The 25,965-nt window shown below is 62.3% G+C and carries 23 protein-coding genes; 8 read left to right on the forward strand and 15 right to left on the reverse strand.

The window, feature by feature from the left end; all coding sequences use genetic code 11:
• Position 1: 1 nt before the first annotated feature.
• The 5 genes from LQK84_RS04300 to leuC are packed head-to-tail and all read right to left on the reverse strand — an operon-like array spanning position 2 to position 4,515.
• Positions 2-946, reverse strand: a complete 945-nt coding sequence (locus LQK84_RS04300) for a 3-hydroxyacyl-CoA dehydrogenase (protein WP_230827416.1) — start codon at positions 944-946, stop codon at positions 2-4.
• The gene (locus LQK84_RS04305) at positions 943-1,821 is read right to left on the reverse strand and encodes an isocitrate lyase/PEP mutase family protein (protein WP_230827417.1); all 879 of its coding nucleotides are present in this window, start codon (positions 1,819-1,821) and stop codon (positions 943-945) included. The genes LQK84_RS04300 and LQK84_RS04305 overlap by 4 nt, the downstream gene beginning before the upstream one ends.
• A complete protein-coding gene (locus LQK84_RS04310) occupies positions 1,818-2,456 on the reverse strand; it encodes an isochorismatase family protein (RefSeq protein ID WP_230827418.1) in 639 nt (212 codons plus the stop codon). Before LQK84_RS04310 ends, LQK84_RS04305 begins: the two co-directional genes overlap by 4 nt.
• Positions 2,453-3,103 (reverse strand): 3-isopropylmalate dehydratase small subunit, encoded by a 651-nt coding sequence (gene leuD / locus LQK84_RS04315; protein ID WP_230827419.1) that lies wholly within the window; start codon positions 3,101-3,103, stop codon positions 2,453-2,455. Before leuD ends, LQK84_RS04310 begins: the two co-directional genes overlap by 4 nt.
• On the reverse strand, positions 3,103-4,515 hold the full coding sequence (gene leuC / locus LQK84_RS04320) for a 3-isopropylmalate dehydratase large subunit (RefSeq protein WP_230827420.1): 1,413 nt from the start codon (positions 4,513-4,515) through the stop codon (positions 3,103-3,105). The genes leuD and leuC overlap by 1 nt, the downstream gene beginning before the upstream one ends.
• A 201-nt stretch (positions 4,516-4,716) precedes the next feature.
• Between leuC and LQK84_RS04325 the strand changes: the two genes are divergently transcribed.
• Both LQK84_RS04325 and LQK84_RS04330 read left to right on the forward strand, forming a co-directional pair.
• Complete coding sequence (locus LQK84_RS04325; protein WP_230827421.1) at positions 4,717-6,774, forward strand: hydantoinase/oxoprolinase family protein; 2,058 nt, start codon at positions 4,717-4,719, stop codon at positions 6,772-6,774.
• A gap of 5 nt (positions 6,775-6,779) precedes the next feature.
• Positions 6,780-8,558: a hydantoinase B/oxoprolinase family protein gene (locus LQK84_RS04330; protein ID WP_230827422.1), complete on the forward strand. Its 1,779-nt coding sequence runs from the start codon at positions 6,780-6,782 to the stop codon at positions 8,556-8,558.
• A gap of 62 nt (positions 8,559-8,620) precedes the next feature.
• On the opposite strand, the gene LQK84_RS04335 is transcribed toward LQK84_RS04330, so the two are convergent.
• Positions 8,621-9,658, reverse strand: coding sequence for a LacI family DNA-binding transcriptional regulator (locus LQK84_RS04335; protein WP_230827423.1), 1,038 nt, complete (start codon positions 9,656-9,658; stop codon positions 8,621-8,623).
• A 277-nt stretch (positions 9,659-9,935) separates the two neighbouring features.
• Between LQK84_RS04335 and LQK84_RS04340 the strand changes: the two genes are divergently transcribed.
• The 5 genes from LQK84_RS04340 (at position 9,936) to LQK84_RS04360 (ending at position 16,479) form a co-directional block, all read left to right on the forward strand.
• A complete protein-coding gene (locus LQK84_RS04340) occupies positions 9,936-11,054 on the forward strand; it encodes a sugar ABC transporter substrate-binding protein (protein WP_230827424.1) in 1,119 nt (372 codons plus the stop codon).
• The gene (locus LQK84_RS04345) at positions 11,054-12,685 is read left to right on the forward strand and encodes a sugar ABC transporter ATP-binding protein (RefSeq protein ID WP_230827425.1); all 1,632 of its coding nucleotides are present in this window, start codon (positions 11,054-11,056) and stop codon (positions 12,683-12,685) included. Before LQK84_RS04340 ends, LQK84_RS04345 begins: the two co-directional genes overlap by 1 nt.
• Positions 12,682-13,680 (forward strand): ABC transporter permease, encoded by a 999-nt coding sequence (locus tag LQK84_RS04350; RefSeq protein ID WP_230827426.1) that lies wholly within the window; start codon positions 12,682-12,684, stop codon positions 13,678-13,680. Before LQK84_RS04345 ends, LQK84_RS04350 begins: the two co-directional genes overlap by 4 nt.
• A gap of 67 nt (positions 13,681-13,747) precedes the next feature.
• On the forward strand, positions 13,748-14,905 hold the full coding sequence (locus LQK84_RS04355; RefSeq protein ID WP_230827427.1) for an iron-containing alcohol dehydrogenase: 1,158 nt from the start codon (positions 13,748-13,750) through the stop codon (positions 14,903-14,905).
• Between the two features lie 458 nt (positions 14,906-15,363).
• Positions 15,364-16,479, forward strand: coding sequence for a metallophosphoesterase (locus tag LQK84_RS04360; protein WP_230827428.1), 1,116 nt, complete (start codon positions 15,364-15,366; stop codon positions 16,477-16,479).
• A gap of 62 nt (positions 16,480-16,541) precedes the next feature.
• Here LQK84_RS04360 and LQK84_RS04365 read toward each other — a convergent pair whose 3' ends face one another.
• The 8 genes from LQK84_RS04365 to LQK84_RS04400 are packed head-to-tail and all read right to left on the reverse strand — an operon-like array spanning position 16,542 to position 23,282.
• Positions 16,542-17,054, reverse strand: a complete 513-nt coding sequence (locus tag LQK84_RS04365; protein ID WP_230827429.1) for a flavin reductase — start codon at positions 17,052-17,054, stop codon at positions 16,542-16,544.
• A 2-nt stretch (positions 17,055-17,056) separates the two neighbouring features.
• On the reverse strand, positions 17,057-18,025 hold the full coding sequence (locus tag LQK84_RS04370; RefSeq protein WP_230827430.1) for a PDR/VanB family oxidoreductase: 969 nt from the start codon (positions 18,023-18,025) through the stop codon (positions 17,057-17,059).
• 10 nt (positions 18,026-18,035) lie between these two features.
• Positions 18,036-18,797, reverse strand: a complete 762-nt coding sequence (locus tag LQK84_RS04375) for an SDR family NAD(P)-dependent oxidoreductase (RefSeq protein WP_230827431.1) — start codon at positions 18,795-18,797, stop codon at positions 18,036-18,038.
• On the reverse strand, positions 18,797-19,291 hold the full coding sequence (locus LQK84_RS04380) for an aromatic-ring-hydroxylating dioxygenase subunit beta (protein WP_230827432.1): 495 nt from the start codon (positions 19,289-19,291) through the stop codon (positions 18,797-18,799). The genes LQK84_RS04375 and LQK84_RS04380 overlap by 1 nt, the downstream gene beginning before the upstream one ends.
• Positions 19,288-20,562, reverse strand: a complete 1,275-nt coding sequence (locus LQK84_RS04385) for an aromatic ring-hydroxylating oxygenase subunit alpha (protein WP_230827433.1) — start codon at positions 20,560-20,562, stop codon at positions 19,288-19,290. Before LQK84_RS04385 ends, LQK84_RS04380 begins: the two co-directional genes overlap by 4 nt.
• Positions 20,563-20,580: 18 nt before the next feature.
• Complete coding sequence (locus tag LQK84_RS04390; RefSeq protein ID WP_109855150.1) at positions 20,581-20,943, reverse strand: hypothetical protein; 363 nt, start codon at positions 20,941-20,943, stop codon at positions 20,581-20,583.
• A gap of 25 nt (positions 20,944-20,968) precedes the next feature.
• Positions 20,969-22,108: an acyl-CoA dehydrogenase family protein gene (locus LQK84_RS04395; protein WP_230827434.1), complete on the reverse strand. Its 1,140-nt coding sequence runs from the start codon at positions 22,106-22,108 to the stop codon at positions 20,969-20,971.
• Between the two features lie 4 nt (positions 22,109-22,112).
• Positions 22,113-23,282, reverse strand: a complete 1,170-nt coding sequence (locus tag LQK84_RS04400) for an amidase (RefSeq protein WP_230827435.1) — start codon at positions 23,280-23,282, stop codon at positions 22,113-22,115.
• Positions 23,283-23,679: 397 nt separating this feature from the next.
• Between LQK84_RS04400 and LQK84_RS04405 the strand changes: the two genes are divergently transcribed.
• Positions 23,680-24,246, forward strand: coding sequence for a nuclear transport factor 2 family protein (locus tag LQK84_RS04405; RefSeq protein WP_230827436.1), 567 nt, complete (start codon positions 23,680-23,682; stop codon positions 24,244-24,246).
• A gap of 54 nt (positions 24,247-24,300) precedes the next feature.
• On the opposite strand, the gene LQK84_RS04410 is transcribed toward LQK84_RS04405, so the two are convergent.
• Positions 24,301-25,875: a GMC family oxidoreductase gene (locus LQK84_RS04410; RefSeq protein ID WP_230827437.1), complete on the reverse strand. Its 1,575-nt coding sequence runs from the start codon at positions 25,873-25,875 to the stop codon at positions 24,301-24,303.
• Positions 25,876-25,965: the final 90 nt, after the last annotated feature.

Raw genomic sequence — 25,965 nt, forward strand, 5'->3', positions numbered from 1 at the left:
GTCAGTTGATGGGGTCCGGAACGTCGCGCTTCATGCGGCGCAGCGCCAGGATGCGTCCGTCGCGCCAGGCCTGACGGGCTGAAATGGCGTCGAGTGGTATCCGTTCGCAGAGGCTTGCATGGGCGCTTGCGATCTGTTTGTCGGTCCATTCATAATTTGTGCGGGCCGATTGTCCGAGATGGCGCATCATGGGACCCAGGCGATCCACAAATCCCTGCATCCCGTCCGGTGCATTGAGATGCGCGACCTCGAACGGACCGATCGAGGCCCAGCGCAGGGCCAGTCCGTCGGTGAGGACCGCATCGATATCTTCCGGATCGCAATAGCCCTCGCCGACAAGATGAAGCGCCTCTGCAACAAGGGTGAATTGCAGGCGATTGAGGATGAAGCCGTCGATTTCCTTCTTGAGCACGATCGGTTTCATGCCGATCTTGCTCATGAACGCCCTTGCCTTCGCAATGGTCTCGGCCGAGGTCCATGTCGTGCCGCAGAGCTCGACGAGCGGGATCAGCGAGGGCGGGTTCACCGGATGGACGACCAGCGCGCGTTCCGGATGCGCAATTGCGCCCATGAAATCCGAGCCGGGCAGGGCCGATGTGGAGGAAGCCAGAATGCACGCGCTGTCGGCAAGGGCGGCAATTTCGGCAAAGACTTGCCGCTTGACGTCGAGATCCTCGCGGACGCTTTCCTGAACGTAGGTCGCGCCGGAGACGGCCGCACCGATGGACGCGACCGGTTCAATGCGTGCCATCACGGTCTCCACGGGGTCGTCGAGAAGACCGTTTTCGGCAAAAAGTTCGAGGGTGCGCCGCGCGCCGGCAAGAGCCCGCCCGGCGGCTTCGCCGGGCAGACTGTCATAGAGGCGAACATCATGGCCGGCGCGGGCAAAGACGACGGCCCAGGCGCGCCCGACCGTGCCGGCCCCGATGCAGGCGACGGTCGTCATTTTGCCACCACGGCGTCGCGCGCCCAGCGACGTTCGAAGCTCCAGACATCCTCGAAGCCGATCAGCGAATTGAATTCGGAGAAGTTGAACAGGGGGGATTTCGGCGAGTCCGACGTGCCTTCGGTCTTCAGGATGCTCAATGCGTTCTCTGCAGCGGCAGCTGCGGCAAGGCCAGTGGCCGAAGGGTAGATCGCGAGCTTGTAGCCGATGTCTGCAAGTTCCTTTGCCGACCTGATCGGCGTGCGTCCGCCATCGGCCATGTTTGCCATCATCGGCTGCGGCACCCGGCGGCAGGCGTCGCGCATTTCCTCTTCGCTTTCCAGCGCTTCCAGGAAGACGATGTCCGCGCCCGCCTCGCCATAGGCGAGCCCGCGCTTCAATGCGCCCTCGAAGCCCTCGGGCTGACGCGCGTCGGTGCGGGCGATGATGAGCATGTCGGGGTTCTTGCGCGCCTCGACCGCAACCTTGATCTTTTCGACCATGTCGATGGTCGGCACGACACGCTTGAACGGCGTGTGCCCGCATTTCTTCGGGAATTCCTGATCCTCGATCTGGATCGCCGCGACGCCAGCCTCTTCGTAGCCGCGCACCGTGTGGTGAACATTGAGAAGTCCGCCATATCCGGTGTCGGCATCGGCGATGACGGCTGCATTCGTTGTCCGGCACAGGGTGGCGACGCGATCGAGCATCTGCGTATAGCTCGCAATGCCGGCGTCCGGCAGGCCGTAGGCCGAAGCGGTCATCCAGTAGCCTGACGCATAGACGAAGTCGAAGCCGACCTTGTTGGAGACCACCGCCGTGATCATGTCATGGATGCCCGGTGCGACCACGAACTGGCCGGATGCGAGGGCTGCTTTCAGATTGGGCTTGCTCATGCTGTCTTTCCTAGATTTGCAAGATAGGTGAGCACTTCGGCCTCCCGCACGACGTCGCCATACTTGGCATCCATATCGAACAGGTTGGCTTCGTGCGGCGCGGGGTGGCGATCACCGACCGCGTCGCGGACGATGATCGGGATGAAGCCGTGGGAGCAGCAATCGACGCAGGTGGCGCGGACGCAGCCGGAGGTCGAAACGCCGGTGTGAATGACCGTGTCGACGCCGAGCGTCGTCAGCGTGGACGCGAGCGATGTGCCGAAGAAGGCGGAAGGGTACTGCTTGGAGATGACGAGTTCGTCTTCCCGCGGAACCAGGCCCTTGGGCCAGGCGCCCATGGGGCTGCCCTCGACGAAGTTATGCAACGTCATCGATTTTTGATAAAAGCGACCGCCATTGAGCACGCTCTTGTTGTAGACGACATTGGTATAGATGACCGGCACGCCTGCATCGCGTGCGGCGGCCTGGAGCCTGAGCGCGGAGGCGAGTGCGTCCTCGACATCGGCAAAAAGCGCGCAGCCACGGTCGAAATAGGCCTCTACAAAGTCGATCATCAGGAGAACGGGCCGCTTTCCGAAGCCGATCCGCTTGCCGAAAGCGCCCTGATAATTGGATGAAAGGTCCTGGTCGGTCATTTGCCATCTCCCTGGCTCAAAAGCTGTTCCATCCGTCCGTCATCAAGGAAGAGCCACGGATTGTCGACGCGGTGGCGGGCCTCGAAGGCGGATATGTCTTCTGCATCATCGGCGAGAATGCCCCCGATCTCGTCCAGCCCGAGAAGAAGGGCCCGCTTGCGCCACGGATCGATGTCAAAGGAGAGTGCCGGGCCGTTTGGCAGCAAGACCGTCTGCGCTTCGAGGTCGACGGTGAACGGCTGGCCGGTGCGCGCCGCCGCCATGACATTGGCGTGGGCCTCTCCGGTGATGACGATGGGCAGAACGCCGTTCTTGAAGCAGTTGGAGAAGAAGATTTCGCCGAAGCTCGGTGCGATCACGCAGCGTATGCCAAAATCTGCAAGCGCCCAGACGGCCTGTTCGCGGCTCGATCCGGATCCGAAATTGGCGTCGGCGACGAGGATGCGGGCTTCGTTGAACGGGGGCGTGTTGAGAACGAAATCCGTCATGCCGCCATCGCGGCGATGACGCCGTTCATGAAACAGATGCTTGCCGAGACCTGCCTTGTCGAGCAGCAGAAGGAAACGGGCGGGAAAAATGATGTCCGTATCGACATCGGCCTCCGCAAGCGGCGCGGCGACGGATGTCAGTCGAGTGAACTTTTCCATCAGTGCATGGTCTCCAGTTTGCGGATGTCGATCAGGTGGCCCGCGATCGCGGCGGCTGCCGCCATGGCGGGGCTCATCAGATGCGTTCGCCCGCCGAGACCCTGACGGCCCTCGAAATTGCGGTTGGAGGTGGAGGCGCAGCGTTCTCCCGGTTTCAGCCTGTCGTCATTCATGGCAACGCACATCGAACAGCCCGAGTCGCGCCATTCAAAGCCGGCGTCCCGGAACACCCTGTCGAGACCTTCCGCTTCAGCCTGCAGCCTGACAGTGGCTGAACCCGGGACGACAATGGCGGCTACGTTGTCGGCGACCTTGCGCCCCGAAACCACGGACGCTGCAATGCGAAGATCTTCAAGTCGGCCGTTTGTGCACGACCCGATGAACACCCGGTCGATCGCGATTTCTTCCAGCGGCGTGCCGGGCTTCAGATTCATATAGGCGAGGCTGCGCTCCATCTTCTGCCGCTTCACCGGGTCGGTTTCCACGGTCGGATCCGGCACGAGGCCGGTCACGGAGGCTGTCTCGCCGGGATTGGTGCCCCAGGAGACCTGTGGTGCAAGGGCGGATACATCGAGATCGACCTCCCGGTCGAAGACGGCGCCCGTGTCGCTCGGAAGGCCCTTCCAGTACGTGATTGCCCGGTCGAGCAGCGCGCCGGCGGGCGCGAGCGGGCGGCCGGACACCCAGGCGATCGTGGTTTCGTCAGGGGCGACCATGCCCACCCGGCTGCCCGCCTCGATCGACATGTTGCAAAGCGTCATGCGCGCTTCCATCGACAATTGGCCAATCACGGGGCCCGCATATTCAATCGCATAGCCGACGCCGCCGTTCGTTCCGATGCGGGCAATCAGCGCCAGGATGATGTCCTTCACCGTCACGCCGTCACCGAGCCGCCCGACGAGATTGACGCGCATGGTCTTCTGTTTCCGCTGACGCAGAGACTGAGTTGCGAATACGCATTCACATTCGCTGGCGCCGATGCCGAATGCAATCGCCCCGAAGGCGCCATGCGTCGATGTGTGGCTGTCGCCGCAGACGAGCGTCGCGCCCGGCAGCGTGAACCCGAGTTCGGGACCCATGACATGCACGATGCCGTGCCGCGCGTCATTCATTCCAATATAGCCGATGCCGAAGCGTGCGCAGTTGTCCTTCAGGCGCGCGACCTGCCTGGCTGCAAGGCCTTCGGGCAGCGGCAGATGCCTGTCCGTGGTCGGGACGGCGTGATCCGCAACGGCAATGTGTGCGTCGGGGCGCCTGAATTTCCGGCCTTCTGCTGCCAGTCCTGCAAAGGCTTGCGGGCTGGAAACCTCCTGGACGAGATGGCGGTCGATATAGAGAAGCGACGTGCCATCCTCGTAGTTCTTGATGACGTGGCTATCCCATACTTTCTCGTAAAGCGTTCTTGCAGTCATTTCCGATGTGATGTCCGATGAGGCTTGTAAAGCAGGCGAATGAGCTGGCGCTTTGGCTGCTGTCAGAAAAACTGGCGAGACCCGAATGTTTCCTCTTGCAGAAGAGCCGGGAGCCAATTTATGCTGAAATGAATACGCATGCAATACGCTGTTGTGTGCGGATTGAAAAAAGGAGACAATGATGCGCGTAGGGGAACTGAAATGAGACTGGGCGTCGATGTAGGTGGCACGTTCACCGATCTCTTGCTTCATGACGAAAAGACCAATCGAACCTTCCAGGCCAAGACACCGTCGACGCCGGAAGATCAGTCGATCGGTGTTGCTGCGGGCGTGAAGCTGATTTGCGAGAAGGCCGGGATCTCTCCGTCGGATATCGATCTGATCCTTCACGGCACCACGGTGGCGACCAATGCAGTGCTGGAGGGCAAGGGATCTCGCGTTGGCCTGCTCGTCACCGAAGGGTTCGAATACACCCTGCATCTGGCGAAGGCCTGGACGCCGGGTCCGCTTTTCGGCTGGATCAACATGGAAAAGCCGGATCCGCTGGCATCTCTGGCCGATACCCGCGGCATTCCCGAGCGCATGAATGCGCGCGGCGAAGTGGTGCGCGAACTCGATCTCGATGTGGCGACCAGGATGATCGACGATCTCTGCTCGTCGGGCATCGAGGCGCTGACGATCTCTCTCATGCATTCCTACGCCAATCCGGCGCATGAACGGGCACTTCGCGAGATTGTCGCTGCCCGCTTCCCGAATATTCCCGTATCGCTCTCTTCCGAGATCCTGCCGGAATTCCGCGAATATGACCGTGCAATCACGACGGTGATGAACGACTATGTCCGCCCGATCATGAAGCGCTATCTGTCGCGCATCGAGGATCGGCTGAAGTCGGATGGCGTGCGCGCACGTCTCCATATCGTTCGCTCCGACGGCGGTCTCATGAGCGCCTCTGCTGCTTCCGAGCGGCCGGTGCACACGGTTCTGTCCGGTCCTGCCGGTGGCGTGACCTCGACCATGATGCTGTCGCGTCGGTCGGGCTTCTCCAAGCTGCTGGCCTTCGACATGGGCGGCACGTCGACCGACGTTGCGGTCATCATCGATGGTGAAGCGACGATTTCGCGCTCGACGGAAGTCGGCATGTTTCCGGCCAAGGTGCCGACGCTCGACGTCCGCTCCGTGGGTGCCGGCGGCGGCTCCATCGCCGACGTTTCGGAACTGACCGGTTCGCTGCGCGTCGGCCCGCGTTCGGCAGGTGCCCGGCCGGGTCCTGTCTCCTATGGTCGCGGCGGCACGGAACCTGCCGTTTCGGATGCCAACGTTGTTCTCGGCTATCTTCCGCCGGTCCTGCTCGGCGGCGACATGACTCTCGATGTCGAGGGCGCACGCGCGGCCGTCGCACGGGTCGGTGCGCAACTCGGCTTGTCGCCCGAAGACGCGGCCAAGGGCATCATCGACATCGCCAACGAGGTGATGCTCGGTGCCCTTCGCGTCATCACCGTGCAGCGCGGGCTTGACCCCCGCGAATTCGGCATCGTTGCATTCGGTGGAGCAGGTCCGCTCCATGCCAATGCCATGGCCGAACTGCTCGGCTGCTATCCGGTTCTGGTGCCGACCAATCCGGGCGTGCTTTGCGCACTTGGCTTCCTCGAAGCCGATTTCCGCAACGAATTCGTCCAGACCTATATCCGCTCGACCGTCGGGCTGGCCCCCGCGGAAGTCTGGTCGCGCTTCGATGAACTCGAAGCCAAGGCCCAGGAATGGCTGATCGAACAGGAAGTCTCAAAGGCCGATGCCTCGATCACCTTTGCTCTCGACCTTCGCTATGAGCAGCAGGGCTTCGAAGTGTCGGTGCCGGTGAGTGCGGATGACGTGCGCAAGCGCGGCGATCTTGCCCGCACGCTCGCCGACTTCCACGACATCCATGAGCGGCTCTACGGGGTTCGCTTCCATGTGCCGGTCGAACTCGTCGCCCTGCGTGTTGTGGCTCGTGGCGCCACGCCGCCGGTCGAAGAGGCAAAGCTCGCCTCTGCAGGCGGTGACGTCAAGAACGCCATTCTCGAGACCCGTCCGGCCTATTTCAACGGCGCCTGGGTTGATACGCCGCATTATGATCGCGCCAAGCTCGGTGCGGGCGCTCGCGTCGAGGGCCCGGCCATCATTCGCCAGTACGATACGACGACGGTGCTCCTGCCGGCGCACTACGCCGAAATCGACCCGCACGGCAATATCCTGATCTGGCCTGTTTCGAAGGGGGCATGAGCACCATGGCTGTCAAAGTAGATCCCATTACACTCGACATCATCGAGAACGCCCTGAAGAACGCCCGTTTCGAGATGGACGGCGTCGTGGTCCGCATCTCGCTGTCGCCCGTCATTCGCGAGCAGCATGATGAATTCCCGATGATCTGCAACGAGCGCGGCCAGATGATCGTCGGCCAGTTCGGCTCCTACATCCCGTCCGTCGTGGAGAAGTTCCAGGGCGACATCAACGAGGGCGACATCTTCGTCTGGAACGATCCCTATGCCTGCAAGGGCTCCATCTCGCACAACAACGACTGGTGCGTGATGATGCCGATCTTCCATGAGGGCGTTCACGTCGGCTTCTCGTCGATCTTCGGCCACATGGTCGATGTCGGCGGCTCGGTTCCGGGCTCGATGCCGGCAAATGCCCGCACAATATGGGAAGAAGGCCTGCGCATTCCGCCGGTCCGCATCTATTCCAAGGGCGTGCTGAACGAGGGCGTGCTCGACATCATGCTCAACAACACCCGCACCCCGGACATGAACCGCGCCGACCTCATGGCCCTGATTGCGGGCTGCCGCACCGCGTCGACCCGCGTGAAGGAACTCTGCGACCGTTTCGGCCGCGAGACCTACATGTCGGCCTGCGACATGCTGCTCGACCGGACGCGCGAAGCCATGCGCGTCGTCATCCGCAAGTACATTCCCGAGGAGCCGGTCAGCTTCACGGACTATGTGGATGATGATGGTCTCGGAAATGGCCCGTTCCGCATGACGCTGACCATTTCCCGGCGTGGCGATATTGCGGTGTTCGACTTCACGGGAACCGATGGGCAGGCAGAAGGCCCGATCAACTTCCACATCCATGAAGGTCTGTGCAAGCTGTTCTTCGGCGTCTACATGATCATGTCCTTCGATCCGTCGGTGCTTTTCAACGAAGGGTTCTACGACCTTTTCGAGATCGTGCTGCCGGAGGGAAGCCTGCTCAACCCGCGGTTCCCCGCCGCGCTGTCGAACCGGCTGAACACGCATACGCGCTTCTTCGACTGCCAGGCCGGCGCGCTCGGCAAGTTCGTGCCGCAGCTGTCCATGGCAGCCGGTTACGGCACCAGCCCGCACTTCATCTTCTCGGGTCACGACAAGGACAACAAGTATTTCCAGCTGATGGAGCTTCTGTTCGGCGGCGTGCCGGGTCGCCCGAAGGGTGACGGGTTCGACGGTCATGCGTGGTGGCCGCTTTTTTCCGCCACGCCGATCGAATACATCGAAAACTACTATCCGGTGCTGGTCGAGCGTTACCAGCCGATCCAGGACTCCGGCGGGCCGGGGCTCCATCGCGGTGGTGCGGGCATCGAGAAGGTCTATCGTGTCCTCGAACCGGGTCAGGTATCGATCCACGATGACCGCGAAGTGGTTCCGCCGTGGGGCATCAACGGTGGCCTTCATGGTGGCACGTCGAGCAAGTGGGTTATCCGTGCGGGCTCGGACGAGCCTACCCGGATCCCGTCCAAGATCGACAATCTCAAGGTAAAGCCCGGCGATCGCGTCGTCTTCAAGACGGCAGGGTCGGGCGGCTGGGGTGATCCTCTCGACCGTCCCGCAGCCACCGTTGCGCGCGACGTCCGCTATGGCCTGGTCTCGGCCAGGCAGGCTGAAGAGGGTTACGGCGTACTCCTGACCGTGGAAAACCTGGCCGACGAAAAGGCCACGGAGGCTCTGAGAGCGAAGTTGAAGGAGGAGCGCGGCGCACCGCCGCCATTCGATTTCGGTTTCACGCCGCCGGAGCGTCAGGCTGCGGAATGACGAAACGAAAATGGGGCCGAAAGGCCCCATTTTCATATGCTCGTTTCACGATAACGCGGCGGCTATTCACTATCCCGAGGCGCCGGGACGGTACTGCGCCAGATCAGGCGTCCGGGAATGCGCTTGTCGATGCCGCGCTCGATGGGGCGGGTCGGTTCATCCAGATGCAGGATCGCCAGAGTTTCGTCCACCATCTGATCGATCGGCTGTCGGACTGTGGTCAGATGATAGGGCGCGCGCCGTGCTTCCGGAATGTCATCGAATCCCCCGAGCATCAGATCCTCGGGGACCTTCATGCCCAGCCGCAACTGAAGGGCATCCATGACGCCCATCGCCATGATGTCGTTCACGCCAAAGATCGCGTCGGGACGCTTCACGTCGGGCGAGGAGAAGTACCGGATGGTGGCACTGAAAGCGCCCTCGTAGGACGAGTTGCCCTCGATCTGGCTGATGTCGCTGCGCTTGATGCCGCCCTCGATCAGCCGGTCCATGAAGCCGTGCATGCGGTCGCCGCTTGTCGTTGCCGTCGGATCGCCCGTGACGATCAGATAGCTCTTTGCGCCTGCAGCCAGGAAGGCTTCCGCGATCAGGCGTCCACCGCCGTTGTTGTCGCAGCGCACACCGGAGGCATCCGAGCCCGGAATGTAGCGGTTGAAGAGAACGATCGGGATGCCGCGGTCGTGGCACATGCTGGTCATGCGCGTCGACAGCTGCGCGGATGTGAGGATGACGCCGTCGACCTGATATTTCAGCACCTGCAGGATCGCGTCATCGCTTTCGGCGCCGGCATCCACCGTGAAAATCAGAACCTGCCGTCCGTGCTCCTGCAGTTTCCTGCTGAAGGCGTGCATGACATGAACGTAGAAGGGATTGGCAAGATTGCCGAGGATCAGCGCCACGATGTTGGACCGCTTGGTCGTCAGGCTGCTTGCGATCGAGTTTGGTACGTAGTTCAGCTTTCGCGCCGCCTCCAGAACCTTCTGGCGGGTTTCTTCGGCGATGCTGGAGCCAGGCGTGAAGGCGCGGGAGACTGCCGACTGGGAAACGCCCGCCAATGCAGCCACTTCAAACGATGTCGTCCTGTTTGAGCTGCGCGTCATTCCTGTCAAGACTCCTTCGGGTTGCTTCAGAATGCGTATTCAAAGCCTCGCTGCATTCCATGCAACGTAACCTTCCTGCCGGTCTCTTTCAATAGCAAAGCTCCGTGCATCCCCAGCGCCCGTGGTAACCGGCATATGGCGGGTCAATCTCGAAATCCGACAAAAAGGATGAGAGGCGCAATTGACTTATGGGCGACTTTGCGCAAACAATGCATACGCATTCAAGAATAATCCCTGCCGAGGGGGTAGGGCTTCACTAAAGTCTGGGAGACTACCGATGAAGAAAAGCGTTCTGCTGGCATCACTCACCTCCGCTGCCGCCCTGTTGTGTCTGGCGGCTCCTTCCTTTGCCGATGATGCCGCCGACGGCCTTGCCCGTGCGAAGGCCAACATTGCCAAGTATCAGTCCAAGCCGCAGTTCACGGCGCCGGGCGAGCCTTTCGATGCGAAATCCTGCGCGAAGGGCAAGAAGATGCTCTCGATCCCGAACAACAGCGGCAATCCCTTCCTCAAGGGCATCATCGACCGCATGAAGACGGCCGGTGCCGAGGTCGGGCTTGAGGTTCGCGAATGGGAAAACCAGGGCCAGCCGAGCCAGTGGGTCCAGGGCGTTGAGATGGCGACGCGCGAGAAGTACAACATCATCGACCTGATTTCAGGCATCGACCCGGGCACGATCGAGCCGCAGCTGAAGGCGGCGAAGGAAGCGGGTGTGAAGGTCATGACCTCGCACTTCTACGATCCGAGCTTCAAGCAGAACCCCGTCGTATCCTCCTCGCTGACGATCGGCTTTGGCGAGATAGGCACGATCCTTGCCGACTGGTCTGCCGTCGCGACCGAAGGCAAGGCCAACATCGCGCTGGTCATCTCCAAGGAAGTGCCGCCGACCATCCCGCTCGTCGAAAACTTCAAGAAGCAGCTCGCCGCCAATTGCCCGACCTGCAAGATCGTCCAGGAAATCAACGTGGGCGTGACGGAGTGGGGCACCAAGATCCAGCCGGCAGTCCAGTCGGCCGTTCAGGCCCATCCGGAAATCAACGTCGTCATCCCGATCTACGATTCGATGTCGCAGTTCGTCATTCCGGCGCTCCGTCTTGCCGGCAAGACCGGTCAGGTGAAGGTCGCGACGTTCAACGGAACGCCTTTCGTGCTGGATTATATCCAGCAGGGTCTCGCCGACATGGATATCGGCGAAAGCCTCGACTGGATCGCCTATGCGACGGTTGACGGCCATCTGCGCGATGCCTGCGGCCTCAAGACGCCGACGGCGCTGAATGTGCCCTTCTACATCTTCGACAAGAGCAATGCTGCCGAAGCCGGTACGCCTGCGAAGTTCGACACCGGCTACGGCGATGCCTACAAGGCCGGCTTCCGCAAGCTCTGGGGCATTCAATAATGACGTTGTCGTCTGGTCAGGCCGGACACGATCCGTCAACCGATCCGGGAGCGCCGCGCGCGCTCCCGGTCCTCTCCGTGAAGAACTTCTCCAAGACATTCGGCGGTGCCAGGGCGCTGCAGAATGTATCCTTTGATGTGATGCCCGGTGAAGTACACGGACTGCTCGGCAAGAACGGCTCCGGCAAATCGACGCTGGTGAAGATCCTCGCGGGGTTCCACACCCCGGACGAAGGCGGCAGCCTGTTCTTCAACGGCGAAAAGGTGAGCCTGCCGGTCCGGGGCGGCGATGCGCGTCGGCTGGGCATGGCCTTCGTTCACCAGAATCTCGGCCTCGTGCCGTCGCTGACGGTGCTCGAGAACCTGCGCGTCGTCCAGCTCACGGGCGGCGGCCGATCGTTCATCAACTGGGCCGCGGAAGAGGCGGCCGCCGTCGGCGCGCTGAAACGCTTCGGGCTCGACCTTGATCCGCACGAGCGTGTCGATCGATTGAGCCCGGTCCAGCGTGCGCTGCTGGCCATCGTCCGCGCCTTCGAGGAAATCGAGGCGGCACGCGCGATCACCGGCAAGCCGGGCCTCGTCCTGCTGGACGAGCCGACACCCTTCCTGCCGGCAAGCGGCGTGCAGCAGCTCTTTTCTCTCGTGAGATCGATTACGGCAGCCGGCTGCAGCGTCATCTTCATCTCCCACGATATCGACGAGGTGATGGAAATCACCGATCGCATCACCGTCCTGCGGGACGGCAGACAATCCGGTGAACTGGATCGCAAGGACGCCACCCACGAAAAGATCGTGGAGATGATTGTGGGCCAGAGCATGAGCCGGGCGGGCCACATCAAGCGGGATCCAGCGAGCCTGCCGGTCTATGCCCGTTTCCGCGACCTTGCCGGGCAGATGCTCCAGCCGTCGAACTTCCATGTCGGAAAGGGAGAAATCCTGGGCCTGACAGGGCTGATCGGTTCGGGCTATGAGGAGGTTCCCTATCTTGCCTTCGGTGCGCGGCCGGCTTCCGGCGGAACCATCCAGATTGCCGGCGAGCAGGCCTTCGATCAGGTCACGCTCACGCCGAAGGCTGCCATCGACCGTGGTTTTGCACTGCTTCCGGGAGACCGTCAGGGCGCCAGCGGCGTCGACAGCCTGTCGATCGTCGACAACATGTTCCTGCCCGATGTCGGACGCTTCTTCCGCGGCGGCTGGCTGAGAAACCGGGCGATGATCGACGAGGCCCATATCCTCGGAACGCAATACGAGGTCCGGCCGAACGATCCCTATCTCAAGTTGTCGGCGCTTTCGGGCGGCAACGCCCAGAAGGTGCTGATCGCCCGCTGGATGAACCGCTCGCCGCATCTGCTTATGCTTGATGAGCCCACGCAGGGCGTCGACGTCGGAACGCGCCAGCAGATCTTTTCAGCACTGCGCAAGGCTGCGGCGGAAGGCATGTCGATTATCTGTGCGAGCTCCGAGGCCGAACAGCTTGCCGACATCTGCGACCGTGTGCTTGTTTTTGCCAAGGGCCGGATTTGCCACGAACTCAGTGGCGACGCACTCACGAAGGAAGGCATCTCCGAGGCGTGCTACGCCTCTGCAGCGCTTCCCCATTCCAATCACATTTCGCAGCGAGCCGCTCCATGAACGACACTGCCAAGACCGGGCCGAGTGCCTCCTCCCGCCGTCATCTCCTGCGCCTGTTCGAGCGCTACGCGCTGTTGCTCGTCTGGGTGATCATCATTGCGCTGTTCAGCGCCGCCATGCCCAGTTCTTTCTTCAGCTGGGGCAATTTCTCGATCATGTTCGCCTCCTATGCGCCTGCAGCGCTGCTGGCGCTGGCGATCATCGTTCCGCTGACGGCAGGCGATTATGATCTTTCTGTCGGGGCGACACTGACGCTGTCCGCGTCCACCATCGGCGTTCTGAACGTCTGGCACCAGATGCCGATCCTGCTCGTGCTCCTGATCGTCATCCTGATGGGTGTGGTGGTCGGCTTGGTGCATGCGCTCTTCATCATCTATTTCCGCGTTCCCTCGCTGGTGGTTACGCTGGGTTCGACTTCGGTGATGAGCGGTCTGGTCCAGTGGATGACCAATTCGTCTACGATCGGAGGCATCGACAACAGCCTGATCATGGCTGCCGTCGGCTACAGGCTTTTCGGCATCCCTTATGCCTTCTACTACGCCATCCTGGCAGCTCTGATCATGTGGTACATTTTCGACTACATGCCTCTCGGACGCCGCCTCCTCTTCGTCGGGCGTGGACGGGAAGTCGCACGGCTCAACGGCATTTCCGTCGACAAGGTGCGGCTTGGTGCTCTGATCATGTCTGCGGTTCTCTCGTCGGCTGCCGGAATTCTCTATGCGGGCGTGCTCGGTTCGGCCGATCCGTATTCCGGTCTGAACTTCCTCCTGCCTGCCTTCGCGGCCGCGTTTCTCGGTGCGACCACGATCCAGCCGGGGCGCTTCAATCCCTGGGGGGCGATCGTCGCAGTCTATTTCCTGGCGACCGGCATCACCGGGCTTTCGATGCTCGGCATTCCTCTCTGGGTCACCAACGTGTTCAATGGCGGTGCGCTGATCCTGGCGGTGACGATTTCGCAGATCACGCGCGGTCGCGAGGCTTCGGACATCGGCTAAGAAGAGACCTCAGACCCCGGGGCCGTTCGTGGCCCTGGGGACTGCTCGATTGATGGAATTCAGGATCATGAACCAGTTTACGTTCAGCACGACGAAAAGTGTTGTCTTCGGCGCGGGCTCTCTCGGGCGTCTCGGGGAGGCGGTTGCCGCGACCATGGGGCAGCGTGTGATCGTCGTCACCGATCCGGGCATGATGACAACCGGGATCGTCGACCGCGCCCTGGCCGCGCTTGCCGGAGCCGGCGTCGAGGCGACCGTGTTTGCCGATGTTGAGGCGGACCCACCGGAAAGCGTCGTGATCGCGGCTGCGGAACTGGCCAGAGCAAACGGGGCAAAGGGTGTCATCGGCATCGGCGGCGGCTCGTCCCTGGATGTCGCGAAGCTCGTTGCTCTTCTTGCTATCGGGCAGGAGCGGCTGGCGGAGGTCTACGGCGTCGGAAAGGCGAAGGGCCCCAGGCTGCCGCTGGTCCTCGTGCCGACCACCTCCGGCACCGGATCGGAAGTGACGCCCATCGCCATCGTGACGACGGGGGCGTCGGAGAAGATGGGTGTCGTGTCGCCTGTCCTGCTCCCGGACATTGCCCTGCTCGATCCCGAACTGACTTACGGTCTTCCGCCCCATGTGACGGCTGCCACAGGTATCGACGCGATGGTTCATGCCATCGAGGCTTACACCTCGAGCAGCCCGAACAATAATCCGCTGTCGCGAACGCTTGCGGTGCAGGCGCTTGAGTTGATGGCGCCGGCCATTCTGTCGGCCGTTCGCGACGGGCGGAACGAGAAAGCAAGAGCCGACATGCTGCTCGGCTCGATGCTCGCAGGCCAGGCGTTTGCAAACTCGCCTGTGGCTGCCGTGCATGCGCTCGCCTATCCGCTCGGCGGGCATTTCCATATACCGCATGGACTTTCCAATGCGCTCGTCCTGCCGCATGTCCTGCGCTTCAATGCGGTGACGGCGCATCACGCCTATGTCGAGCTTGCGCCGCATGTCTTTCCAGACCTTGCCGCGCTTACGGGTCAGGAACGCGTTGCGGCCTTTTGCGACAGGCTCGCCCAGCTTTCGACCGATTGCGGTCTGCCGCAAACCCTGCGTCAAATGCAGATTACCGAGGACTGGCTGCCGAGGCTTGCGGCCGACGCCATGCGCCAGACCCGCCTGCTCGTCAACAATCCGCGCCCGCTGACGGAAGCCGACGCGTTGTCGATCTACAGGGCGGCCTATTGAGGCCGGATGCGGCCCTAGTCATGTGATCGTAGTTTAATCCATGCGAGTCCGGCAGCGTTTGCCGGGCTGGCGCCGGTGCGCGCCAATGCCATAATGACGGCTTCACCTACCTTGAAGATCCGCCCTTCCGACTTTCCCGCGTCGGTCCAGATTTTCGCCCGGCCGGTCTTGGATGATCCAACGGGTCGTCGAAGGCGTAAGCGTCAATAGTAGACGATCATTACAAGATGTGCATCTCGTCCGGGTCAGTGCGAGGGCAAGGCGGGCTCTTGCGCGAACCGGTGGATGAGTGCTTTGTTTGGGGGCATTCGGATTGTCGGCCGCTGGCACCGGGGCTCCGGATACGCTTCACGCCTCATGGTTCCCTCAGGATGGGGGGCGCGAACCACCAGATTGTCGAGACGCGCATCAACCGGATATCCGGTATTATTTTTAGCCCCCTCCCGTGAAAGCAAAGCATGTTCAGCTTCATATTTGGATTGCCCTGGGCGATTGTCGCCGTTCGTTTCATTCAGCCGCTTCCCTGGCACTGGTCGTTGAAGATCGCACTTGCCGTCCTGCTGCTGATTGCCTCGCAGTATCACCTGTTCAGCCGTCTCTCCTCCGGTTCCGTCTTCTCGCCGGAATTTCCCCGCCCGCTGGTCATCGCGTTCAACGTCGTCTTCGCGGCAATCATCTTCCTTGCGGTGTTTCAGATCGTGCTGGACATCGCCCTGCTTGTCCTTGCCCTCGTCAAAACCCAGTTTGTCTACCCTCCCGCAGCCCTGCGCTATTCGATGGGCGCGCTGGCACTGCTCCTTTCCGCCTATGGCGTCAGCCAGGCGATCAGGGTTCCGGCATTGAAGGACGTCGAGTTTTCCATAGCGGGCCTGCCGGCCGAATTCGACGGCTACCGTCTCGTGCAACTGACCGATCTTCACATCAGCCGTTTGTTTCCGGCTTCCTGGGCAGGCGAAGTCGTCGCGCGGACCAATGCGCTTGGCGCCGACCTGATTGTCGTTTCCGGCGACTTCATCGACGGCAGCCTGGAAAGCCGAACGGCTGACGTCGCGCCCCTCGCGAAGCTGCGCGCGCCGGACGGCGTCTTTGCCATCCCGGGTAACCACGAATATTTCTTCAGCTATGCGCAATGGATGAGCCACTTGAACTCTCTCGGCATGCAGATGCTGCCAAATGCCCATGTGGTTCTGACAAGAGGCGGGAGCCGGATCGTTCTTGCTGGTGTGACCGACCTTTCGGCCGCGCGCTATGGGCTGCCGGCACCCGATTTTGCGACCGCTCTTGCCGGCGCCCCGGCCGATGCGCCGGTCATCCTGCTTGACCACCAGCCCATGCGGGCGAAAGAAGCCGCCGCCGCGGGGATCGCCCTGCAGCTCTCGGGACATACGCATGGCGGAATGGTGGCTGGCCTGGACCGGCTGGTCGCGCGCGCAAACAATGGGTTCGTTTCCGGCGTCTATCAGGTCGGAAACATGTCGCTCTATGTCAATAACGGCACCGGCCTCTGGCCCGGCTTTGCGGTGAGACTGGGCGTGCCATCCGAACTGACCCGGATCACCCTGCGGCGCGTCTAAGCCCTTTTGACAGCGGGGTGGGCCTTACCGGGAACCACCTCCCGGCGCTTGGGCACGTCCGCTCAATGCGGTTCCAGCGGGTGGAAGGCCCGGTCGAACCAGACAAGGCCATTGGCCTCGCCCTCGGCGACTTCGGTCGTGTTCACCTCGCAGAAGAAGACGCTATGGGTTCCGCGTGACTGCTGATCGATGATGCGGCAGTCGAAGGCGACGGCAGCGTCGGCCAGAACCGGCGCGCCGGTTGCCCGCGTGTGCCAGTCCGTCGTGGCGAAGCGGTCCTCGCCGGTCCAGCGGGCAAAAGCGCGGGAGAGATCCTGATGCGCGGGGCTCAGGACATTGACGCAGATCGTGCCGTTCTGAACGAAGGCGTCATGCGAAAAGGCCTTGCGGTTGATGCAGACGAGCAGCGTCGGCGGCTGGTCGGTGACGGAGCAGACGGCCGAGACGGTCAGCCCGTGGCGACCCGCCGGGCCGTCCGTGGTGACGATGTTCACTGCAGCGCCCAGACGGCTCATGCCGTTGCGAAAGGCGAGCGCTTCAGGCGAAGGGGTGGCAGGCATGGCTTCTTGGGTCATGATCAAACATCCAATACCAGGGTGGGGGTGGCAGCACGCGAGCAGCAGGCACAGATCATCGTGCAGTCCTCGCGTTCTTCATCGGTCAGGAACTTGTCGCGGTGGTCGGGTATGCCTTCGAGCACGTCGGTGACGCAGGTGCCGCAGACACCTTCCTCGCATTTGACCTCGATCTTCACCCCGGCAGCGGCCAGCGCCTTGGCAATCGTGTTGCCGGCCTCGACGCGGACCGTCACGCCCGAACGCTTGGCGACAACTTCGAACCCGCCGCCGGACTGGTCGACCTCGGCGGAGAAATATTCGCGATGAACATTCGCCTTGGCATGGCCTGCAGCTTCTGCGGTATTGATCACCCAGTCCATAAAGCCCTGCGGGCCGCAGACATAGAGATGCGTGTCCGCTGAGGGGGCGGGCAGGTCCCGCGCAAGATCCAGCCGCTGGTCTGCCGCCTGATCGTCAAAGTGGAAGACCACCTTGTCCGCCCAGGGCGCTTTTTCGATCAGCGACCTGAACGCGGTGACACTTTCCGAGCGCGTGCAGTAATGCAGCACGAAATCCTGGTTCAGCGCGTGAAGGCGCTGGGCCATGGCGAGCATCGGCGTGATGCCGATACCGCCGCCGAGAAGCACGGTGGTGCCGGCCGTTTCCTCCAGCGGGAAATGGTTGCGCGGGCCTTCGACCTCGAACACGCCGCCCACCTGCGCAAGCTTGTGAACCGCCACCGAACCGCCGCGCGATTTCGGATCGCGCAGAACGCCGATCTCGTAGGCGCCGCGTTCTGCCGGATCGGAGCAGAGCGAATATTGCCGCCACAGATCCGTGGAACCATCGACGAGGCGCAGATCGAGATGCGCGCCGGCCTCGAAGGCCGGAAGGGCCGCCCCCGATGCCTCGACAAGCCGCAGGCGCAGGATATTGCCGGGCTCTTCGATGCGTTCGGCGACTTTCAGTTTCAGCGTGTTCGTGCCCATCGTTCTCCCCTCATCGCATGTAGATGCCGCCATTGACGTCCCAGCAGGCGCCATTGACGAAAGACGCTTTCGGCCCGGCCAGCAGCGCCACCAGTTCGGCGACGAAGACCGGATCGCCGAGTTCGCCGACCGGGATATTGGCGAGCGCCGCCGCCATCTTGTCCGGCGTGATCACCGAGCGGACCATGGGCGTATCCATGGGGCCGGGGGCAATCGCATTGCAGGTCACGCCGAAGGGGGCGAGATCGCGGGCAAACACCTTGGTCAGCGTCAGGATCGCGCCCTTGGAGGCGGCGTAATGCGCGCCCGTCGCCGTGCCGCCGTTCTGCCCCGCAAGCGAGGCGAGATTGACGATGCGGCCATAGCCGCGTTCCTTGAAATGCCGGCCAAAGATCTGGCTGCCGGCAAAGGTGCCACCGGCATTGGTGGCCAGGATCGCGTTGAAGTCGGCTGGATCAATTTCGAGCACCGGCTTGACGGCGGTGCGCGCCGCATTGTTGACCAGCACTTCCACCGAGCCCCAGCGCTCGACGCTTTTGTCGAGAACATCCTGGAAATCGCCCGGCTTGTTGACGTCGAGCGTCGCCGTCACGGCCGTCTCGCCGGCGAGATCGAGTTCGGAGGCGAGGTCAGCCCCCGCATCCGCCTCGATATCGGTAATCACGACCCGGAAGCCTGCGCGGTGGAGCGCGCGCACGATCTCGGCGCCAACGCCGCGTGCGCCGCCCGTCACCACGGCGGTCTGGATCTTTTCAGGCAGAGGGGCCACCATCAGAACAAATAGCTGAACGAATTCAGCATCCCATCCGAGTTAAGCAGCCGCACGACCTTGGCGCGGATCTTGAAGCCGTCGCCGGAGGCAACGAGCGTGTGGCGCATATTGCCGGCCCAGACGCGCTGGCGGCCGAACTTGTCCTCGATCACATGCTCGGCGCTCGAAACCGTCACCGTATCGCCCTCGACGCTTTCGATGACGAAGCGGGAGACGGTGCGCACGGTGCGGGCCGGGGGGGCCGACGAGATCGAGAAGCCCTGCTGGAAACGCTGGATGCGGTCGCGCCGCATCCGGTCATTGTCGTGGCAGAGGTTCAGCTGGTTGTCGAAGTCGTCGCCCTCGCCGATCGGCAGCGTGTAGAAGCCTTCCGTCAGCCAGAGCGCCAGCCACGTGTCGTAATCCTTGGCGTCGAGCAGGTCGGCCTCGGTCCAGAGGAAGGCGCTGACCTTCTGGAGAAGCGCCAGATCGTTGGTTTTTGTCATCATATTCATAGCGACATCATCCTCTTCCACATCTTGTAGGCAGCGCGCATGCCGGTTTCGGCGCTGATATGGCCGCGGGGGCCGAGTGCGCCGGGCTGTTCATCGATCAGGCCGCGATTGACGAGGATCGGCAGGTCCTCACCGCCCTTGGTGCCGCGCTGTACGCGCTCCCACACTTCCGCATCATCCGGCGAGCCGAAGCCCATCGGGCCCTGGAAATGCTCATGCAGACGCATGCGCATCCGGTTGGCCGCAGCCGGGCCGCCCTCCATGCCGAGGGCGATGTGACGGATATCGGTCCGCTCGACATTGACCGGGGTCAGCACGCGGAAGAAGGCAAGCGAGAAGGAGACATTGGGGAAGAGGTTGAGGTTGAAGCCCGCGCCGCCGACGGCGCGCACGATCTTCTTGACCTGATCTTCCGGATAGCCCTCGTCGCGCAGCTCCTTGGCGAGCGGCAGGAAGCGCTCTTCCATCGGGTCGTCCAGATGTTCGTCCAGATCGATGCGCTCGGGGATCATCACCATGACGGAATGGCCATTGCCGAGATCCTCGACATAGCCCTTGCCGGTCTCGAGGAACTTGAAGGCCTCTTCGGCATCGCCGTCGAGCGATTGCATGAAGCTCTTGTGGACGACCGGGAAGTGATAGGCGTCGGTCGTGTTTTCGAGCTGCACCTTCCAGTTCATCGGCACGGTGAACTGATGTTCGCCGAGAACCTTGACCGGGAAGCCGCCGCCCTGCTTCATGAACAGGTCGATATACCGGCAGACTTCGGTCCCGAGGAAATCGACAAGCGGCTCGACCTCGTCGTTGAAGGTCGCGAAGATCATGCCGTTATAGCTTTCGGTGCGCAGCCGCTTCAGGCCATGCGCGCCCTTGTCGAAATCATCGCCATACTGTTCCGGATAGGGCAGGCCGCGCAGCGACCCGTCCAGACCATAGCCCCAGCCGTGATAGGGGCACTGGAAGGACGAGGTCTTGCCCTTCTTCACCTCGCAGACGGTGGCGGCGCGGTGGCGACAGCGGTTGACGAGGACGTTCACATCGCCCTTGCGGTCGCGCACCACGATGACGGGTTCCAGCCCGACATTCGACAGTTTGAACGCGCCCTTGTCGGCGAGTTCGCTGTCATGGGCGACCCAGACCCAGGTACGCTTGAAGATGCGCTCCATCTCTTCGTTGAAGAGATCGGCATTCTCGTACATCGAGGTTGCGACCTTTGACTCCGGCGAATAGAGCGCGTCGAGATCGCTGAATTTCTCTGCGGTATGCAACATGGTTGCTCCTCTCAAGTCTCAAACTTCGGGAATGGTGAGCGCCCGGCCCATGCGGGCCTCGACGCGCATGTATTTCCACAGGCGGTGATCCTCGTCGTCGACGACGATCGTGCGCAGCAGGTTGCAGGCGGCAATCACCGACTGGCGGCTCGGGAAATCGCACAGCATGTACCAGGTCCAGGGGAAGGACGGCGAGGTGCCGACCTGCGTCTGGTCGTCGTCGAGCGTCCCGAGAACGGTCACGCCTTCGAGTTTCGCAACGCCGGACATGAAGGCCTCGGTTGCTTTCCAGACGCCGCCGATCTTGTTGAAGGGCAGGTCGAAAAAGGAAGGCTGAACGGCGAGGCAAAGAAGCGTGCGGATGGGTGTCGGTTCTGACATCAGTTTGTTCCTTTTCGAAAATTGTTCACGGATAGCCGGGTGGGGTCTGCTGGCCGAAGAGGGCGGCACCTGCCGCCTGCCAGCTGCCGGAATTGATGAAGGCATGCTGGGCGACGCAGGCGGCGTCGATCATCTTGCGGCCGAGCGGATGGCCGGTTGCCATGGCCTCCGAGCCGCCCATGACGAAGGCGAGGCGGGCGGCCTCTGCTCCATCCTGTGCTGCCTTGGAGGCGGTATGGCGCAGCCGCACCAGCGTCGGCCGATCGACCTCGCCATTCACCTGCATCTGCCGCCAGCCTTCCTCGATCGCATCGTAGAAGGCAGATCGTGCGCCCATCAGCAGGCCTTCGGCCTTGGCAAAATCGATCTGGATATAGGCACGGGCCGCAGGGCTCGGCGCGCCGGTGACGGAGGCGCGGGCAAGCGCGTTGGTGTGAACCCAGTCGAGCGCCGAGCGGGCGGTGCCAAGCGCCACGACAGCGAGCACCTGGGCGGCGAGCGCCATGGCGGGGTAGCGGAAGATCAGGTCGTCCTGCTGCGGCGTGCCGCCGCGAATGAAGGTCCATTCCTCCGGCACGATCGCCTTGTCGACGACGATGTCATGACTTCCGGTGGCGCGGAGCCCCACCGTGTCCCAGGTCTCGGCAACTGTTGCCTTGGCACGCGGCAGAACGGCGGTGCGGGGGAGCGGGCTGTTCTCGCCCTCGATCTTGATGCCCGCGCCGACGATATCGGCGCCCATGACGCCCGAGCCCCAGGGCCAGCGGCCCGAGACTTCCAGGCCGCCTTCCACGCGCCGCGCCGGCTGCGGCGGGAACATGGCACCGGCAAAGACCGTGTTCGGATCAGCGCCGTAGATCGCCGCATAGGTTTCCTTCGGAAGGGCTGCGAGATAGGTCGCCGAGACGCCGAAGCTTGCCACCCAGCCGGCGGATGCGTCGGCGGTGGAGATCTCCTCGATGAGGCGACAGAAATCCTGCGGAGCCAGTTCATCGCCGCCGAAACGCTTCGGCACGAAGGCGCGGTAGACGCCGATGGTCTGGAACTGCCGCACAATGTCCTTCGGAATGTGGCGCAGCGCCTGGAATTCCTCGGACCGCGCACGGATCTCGCCTTTCAGCGCGTCAAGCGCTGCGGCCGGGGCCGGAGGGGCATGATAATTCATCGTCTTATTCCTCCATCTGGAAAATCGGATTTGTGCTGGCGAGCCGGTGCGCCATGGCGATCAGCCGCGCATCAGCGCCTTTCGGCCCCACAAGCTGGATGCCGGAGGGCAGGCCGTCCGACGTTGCCGCCGGCAGCACGAGGGCCGGGTGGCCCGAGAGATTGAACGGGCGCAAATATTGCGTCAGCGTCAGCACTTTCGCCGGCTCGCCCGCTTCCGCCAGCAAAGGCGGCGCCAGCGGCAGGGCGGGCGTCAGCAGCAGGTCGAAACGCTCGAAAAGCGCATCGACATCCGCCGTGAAACGGGTCCGGATATCTTCCGCCTTTGCCATGTCGGCATCGGTGACGTTCCGCGCGCCCTCAAGGCGCTTGCGCACATCGTCGCCGAGCAGGTCGGGACGCTCCATCAGCGCCGCATTGGCGACAAGCGTTTCGCGGGCAATGATCGTCATGCCGGCCTTGAAGGCCTCAGCCAGCAGCGGCAGGTCGATATCCTCGATCACACCGTCTTCTCCGACCTCGACGGACAACATCGCCTCGGCCATGCGTGGCTCAATGCTTCCATCCAGCCGCAGGCGGGCGATGCGGAGCGGGCCGTTACATGTCTCTGCCTGAAAACTTGGATCGATGGCGCGCATGGCGCGCTCGATCATGGAAAGCGTGCGGGCGAAGGGGCCGATGCAATCGAGTGTCGATTGCGCCGGCAGCGCGCCCTTGCGGCTGACACGGCCAAATGCCGGCTTGAAGCCGATTACGCCGCAGCAAATGGCCGGCTGGCGCACCGAGCCGCCCGTATCCGTGCCGATGGCGAAATCGACGAGGCCGGCGGCAGTCGCGGCAGCGGACCCCGAGGACGAACCACCGGGAATGCGGTCGGGAAAGCGCGGATTGACCGGTGTTCCCTCGAAACCGTTAATGCCGGTCATGCCATAGGCCAGCTCATGCATCTTCGTTTTGCCGATGATGTGGCAGCCAGAGGCGATGAGGTTCGTGACGACATCGGCATTTGCGTTTGCGGGTGCGGCATCAGCCAGCGCTTGCGAGCCGCAGCGCGTCACCATGCCCTCGATATCGAGGCAATCCTTTATGGCGACCGCAGCGCCGTCCTTTGCGCCGATCGCAAAACGGGACACGAATGCGCCATGGGCGTCTTGATGGCTGGTTTCTTCTGACATTGCACAGTCGGACGTTTTGCCCGTTCCCCATTTATTACGTGAAGATTACCGTAACTTTGAGGACTGTCAATTGACGAAGTTGAGAAATTTAAAAATTATTATTCTAAATCAATTACTTGAAACACAGAAAGCGGCACCGCCTTTTTGGCGGAACCGTTCATGGAGTGCCTGATCATGCTCAAATTTCCTGCGCCACCGCTTCAAAAAGAGTAGCGCGCAGATAAATCTATAACACGCTTGCTGCGCGATCATTCTTGCAGAATCCGGAAAAGTGTTTTCCATCCGCCCGGCAAATTACGTGAATATTACCGCTTGACGCTTGTCATGCCGGGGCTAGGATTTTCGCGGAAGGCGCGCCCGCTGACGGGCCGAAGCGTCCGTGAACGGGATAACCATCATGACTCTTGAGACAGATATCGCGGCACTCGTGCGCCGCATCGAAACGCTGGAAGCCGAGGCTGATATCCGCCGCATTCAGGCGCGCTACATGTTCCTCTGCGATACGCCCAACCCGGAATTCGGCGTGGCGGACGATGCCGAACGCATCGAACTGATCATGCAGCTCTACACCGAAGACGCGGTATGGGAAGGTGTCGGCGAATATTACGACAACCAGTTCGGCCGCGCCGTGGGCGCTGCCGCCATCCGCAAGCATTTCCAGGGCTTCTGGGGCGGCAAGACCGATCCGGCCCTGATCCTGAACTGCCATTATCTGACCTCGGAACAGATCCACGTCCACGCAAACGGCACGACGGCGGACGGCCAGTGGGTGCATATGCAGCCCTGGCTCTTTTCCGACGGCAAGGCGCTGCTGCGCTCCTCGCGTCTGAACAACACGTTCCGCAAGGAGCCGGATGGCGTGTGGAAGATCACCCGCACCCGCACCGAAAACGTCTTCGTCGCGCCGCTGCCCGCCACCTGGGCCTCGGACTATCCGTCGAAATCGATGCTCATGAAGCCTTGATGAGGCAAGGGCCGCGCCCCGGAACGAACCGGGCGCGACCCTTCATCCCTGTATTCAGTGCGTTCCGTGACGTGCGGCCTTGATCATGTCTGCGGCCTTTTCCGCAATCATGATTGTGGGCGCGTTTGTGTTGCCCGATGGGACCGACGGGATGATGGAGGCATCGACCACCCTGAGACCCTTGACGCCACGGACCCGCAATTGCGGATCCACCACCGAATTGGCGCTGACGCCCATGGCGCAGGTGCCGACCTGATGGTGATAGCTGCCGACGGCCGAGCGGGCGTAATCGGCGAGGCTGGCATCGTCGTCACGCATTGGACCCGGATAGACCTCCTGTTTGACCCAGCTCTTCAGCGCTGGCTGGGCGACGATCTCCCGGATCTGGCGCATTGAGGTGATCAGCGTGCGCACGTCATAGTCGGTCGCCAGCAGATTGGGGTCGAGATGCAAGGGATCGTTGACATCGGCACCCGTCAGTCGCAATTCACCGCGCGATGTCGGCCGTATACCGGCGGCATGCAGGGTGAATGCGTTCATCGGCCCCTCCTGACCCGGCGCATAGGCGGGCACGGAGAAGAACAGCGGCTGAATGTCCGGGACCACCACGGACGGATGGGACTTCAGGAAGGCGTGAACCTGCATCGGAGGCACAGACGGATCCGTCGGGAAAGGATAATCCTCGCGCGATTCAAAGATCATCGGCAGGAAGGTGTGGTCGTGCAGGTTTTGACCCACGCCCGGCAAATCGACGATGGTTTCGATATCGAATTCGGCCAGATGCGCGGCCGGGCCGATGCCGGACAGCATGAGGATACGCGGGCTCTCCATCGTTCCGGACGAAAGCACCGCCTCGTGGTTGACGCCAACCTCGAAACTTTCATGGCCACGGCGGCATTTTACACCCGTCACCTGACCATTCTTGATCAGCAGCTTTTCGACCCGCGTCCCGGATGCGACGGTGAGGTTCGGTCGATCCCGGACCGGGTTGATGAAGGCTGCTGCAGTGGAGGCGCGCTCGCCATTGCGCGTGTTGAACTGGATCCGGCTGATGCCGTCCAAGGCAGCGCCGTTATAGTCCGGATTGTAAGGAACGCCCGCCTGTTGCGCCGCTTCGACCAGCGCATCCATGACGGGATGCGCGGCATAGTCGGTGGTGACGTGCAACGGACCACCGGCACCGTGCCATTCATCCGCACCACGATCAAAATCTTCCGACTTGCGGAAATAGGGTAGAACGTTGGCCCAGTCCCAGCCATGGCAGCCGGCATGCGCCCAGGCATTGTAGTCTGCCGCGTGGCCACGGACGTAAATCATGCCGTTCATTGCCGAGGAACCGCCGATGACCTTGCCGCGCGGCCAGTAGATCTGGCGGCCGTGACAATGCTTTTGCGGCGTCGTGGAGTAGCCCCAGTCATAATCCGAAAACCAGATTTCGATAACCCGCAGCGGTGTCGAGACCATGCCGGGCGTGTCGCCATGGCCCCCTTCCAGCAGGAGAACGCTGACATTCTCGTCCTCGCTGAGCCGTGCGGCCAGTGTGCAACCCGCAGAACCACCACCGCAGATCACGTAGTCGAATGCCTGCCCCGCGATAGGGGCCGGTGTAAAGTTGGCATTGTTTGTCATGATCGAGTTCCCCATTATGAACATGTTTCATCGAGCGCCTGGACGAACCAGCCGCTTGGAAATACCCGACCGGACTTGCCGGTCGGGCCA

The sequence above is a fragment of the Rhizobium sp. C4 genome (genome assembly GCF_021026315.1).
Classification (GTDB): domain Bacteria; phylum Pseudomonadota; class Alphaproteobacteria; order Rhizobiales; family Rhizobiaceae; genus Ensifer_A.

Coding starts and splice junctions, on each gene's coding strand:
- LQK84_RS04300 (WP_230827416.1), bottom strand. CDS start 946: ATGACGACCGTCGCCTGCATCGGGGCCGGCACGGTCGGGCGCGCCTGG.
- LQK84_RS04305 (WP_230827417.1), bottom strand. CDS start 1,821: ATGAGCAAGCCCAATCTGAAAGCAGCCCTCGCATCCGGCCAGTTCGTG.
- LQK84_RS04310 (WP_230827418.1), bottom strand. CDS start 2,456: ATGACCGACCAGGACCTTTCATCCAATTATCAGGGCGCTTTCGGCAAG.
- leuD (WP_230827419.1), bottom strand. CDS start 3,103: ATGGAAAAGTTCACTCGACTGACATCCGTCGCCGCGCCGCTTGCGGAG.
- leuC (WP_230827420.1), bottom strand. CDS start 4,515: ATGACTGCAAGAACGCTTTACGAGAAAGTATGGGATAGCCACGTCATC.
- LQK84_RS04325 (WP_230827421.1), top strand. CDS start 4,717: ATGAGACTGGGCGTCGATGTAGGTGGCACGTTCACCGATCTCTTGCTT.
- LQK84_RS04330 (WP_230827422.1), top strand. CDS start 6,780: ATGGCTGTCAAAGTAGATCCCATTACACTCGACATCATCGAGAACGCC.
- LQK84_RS04335 (WP_230827423.1), bottom strand. CDS start 9,658: ATGACGCGCAGCTCAAACAGGACGACATCGTTTGAAGTGGCTGCATTG.
- LQK84_RS04340 (WP_230827424.1), top strand. CDS start 9,936: ATGAAGAAAAGCGTTCTGCTGGCATCACTCACCTCCGCTGCCGCCCTG.
- LQK84_RS04345 (WP_230827425.1), top strand. CDS start 11,054: ATGACGTTGTCGTCTGGTCAGGCCGGACACGATCCGTCAACCGATCCG.
- LQK84_RS04350 (WP_230827426.1), top strand. CDS start 12,682: ATGAACGACACTGCCAAGACCGGGCCGAGTGCCTCCTCCCGCCGTCAT.
- LQK84_RS04355 (WP_230827427.1), top strand. CDS start 13,748: ATGAACCAGTTTACGTTCAGCACGACGAAAAGTGTTGTCTTCGGCGCG.
- LQK84_RS04360 (WP_230827428.1), top strand. CDS start 15,364: ATGTTCAGCTTCATATTTGGATTGCCCTGGGCGATTGTCGCCGTTCGT.
- LQK84_RS04365 (WP_230827429.1), bottom strand. CDS start 17,054: ATGACCCAAGAAGCCATGCCTGCCACCCCTTCGCCTGAAGCGCTCGCC.
- LQK84_RS04370 (WP_230827430.1), bottom strand. CDS start 18,025: ATGGGCACGAACACGCTGAAACTGAAAGTCGCCGAACGCATCGAAGAG.
- LQK84_RS04375 (WP_230827431.1), bottom strand. CDS start 18,797: ATGGTGGCCCCTCTGCCTGAAAAGATCCAGACCGCCGTGGTGACGGGC.
- LQK84_RS04380 (WP_230827432.1), bottom strand. CDS start 19,291: ATGAATATGATGACAAAAACCAACGATCTGGCGCTTCTCCAGAAGGTC.
- LQK84_RS04385 (WP_230827433.1), bottom strand. CDS start 20,562: ATGTTGCATACCGCAGAGAAATTCAGCGATCTCGACGCGCTCTATTCG.
- LQK84_RS04390 (WP_109855150.1), bottom strand. CDS start 20,943: ATGTCAGAACCGACACCCATCCGCACGCTTCTTTGCCTCGCCGTTCAG.
- LQK84_RS04395 (WP_230827434.1), bottom strand. CDS start 22,108: ATGAATTATCATGCCCCTCCGGCCCCGGCCGCAGCGCTTGACGCGCTG.
- LQK84_RS04400 (WP_230827435.1), bottom strand. CDS start 23,282: ATGTCAGAAGAAACCAGCCATCAAGACGCCCATGGCGCATTCGTGTCC.
- LQK84_RS04405 (WP_230827436.1), top strand. CDS start 23,680: ATGACTCTTGAGACAGATATCGCGGCACTCGTGCGCCGCATCGAAACG.
- LQK84_RS04410 (WP_230827437.1), bottom strand. CDS start 25,875: ATGACAAACAATGCCAACTTTACACCGGCCCCTATCGCGGGGCAGGCA.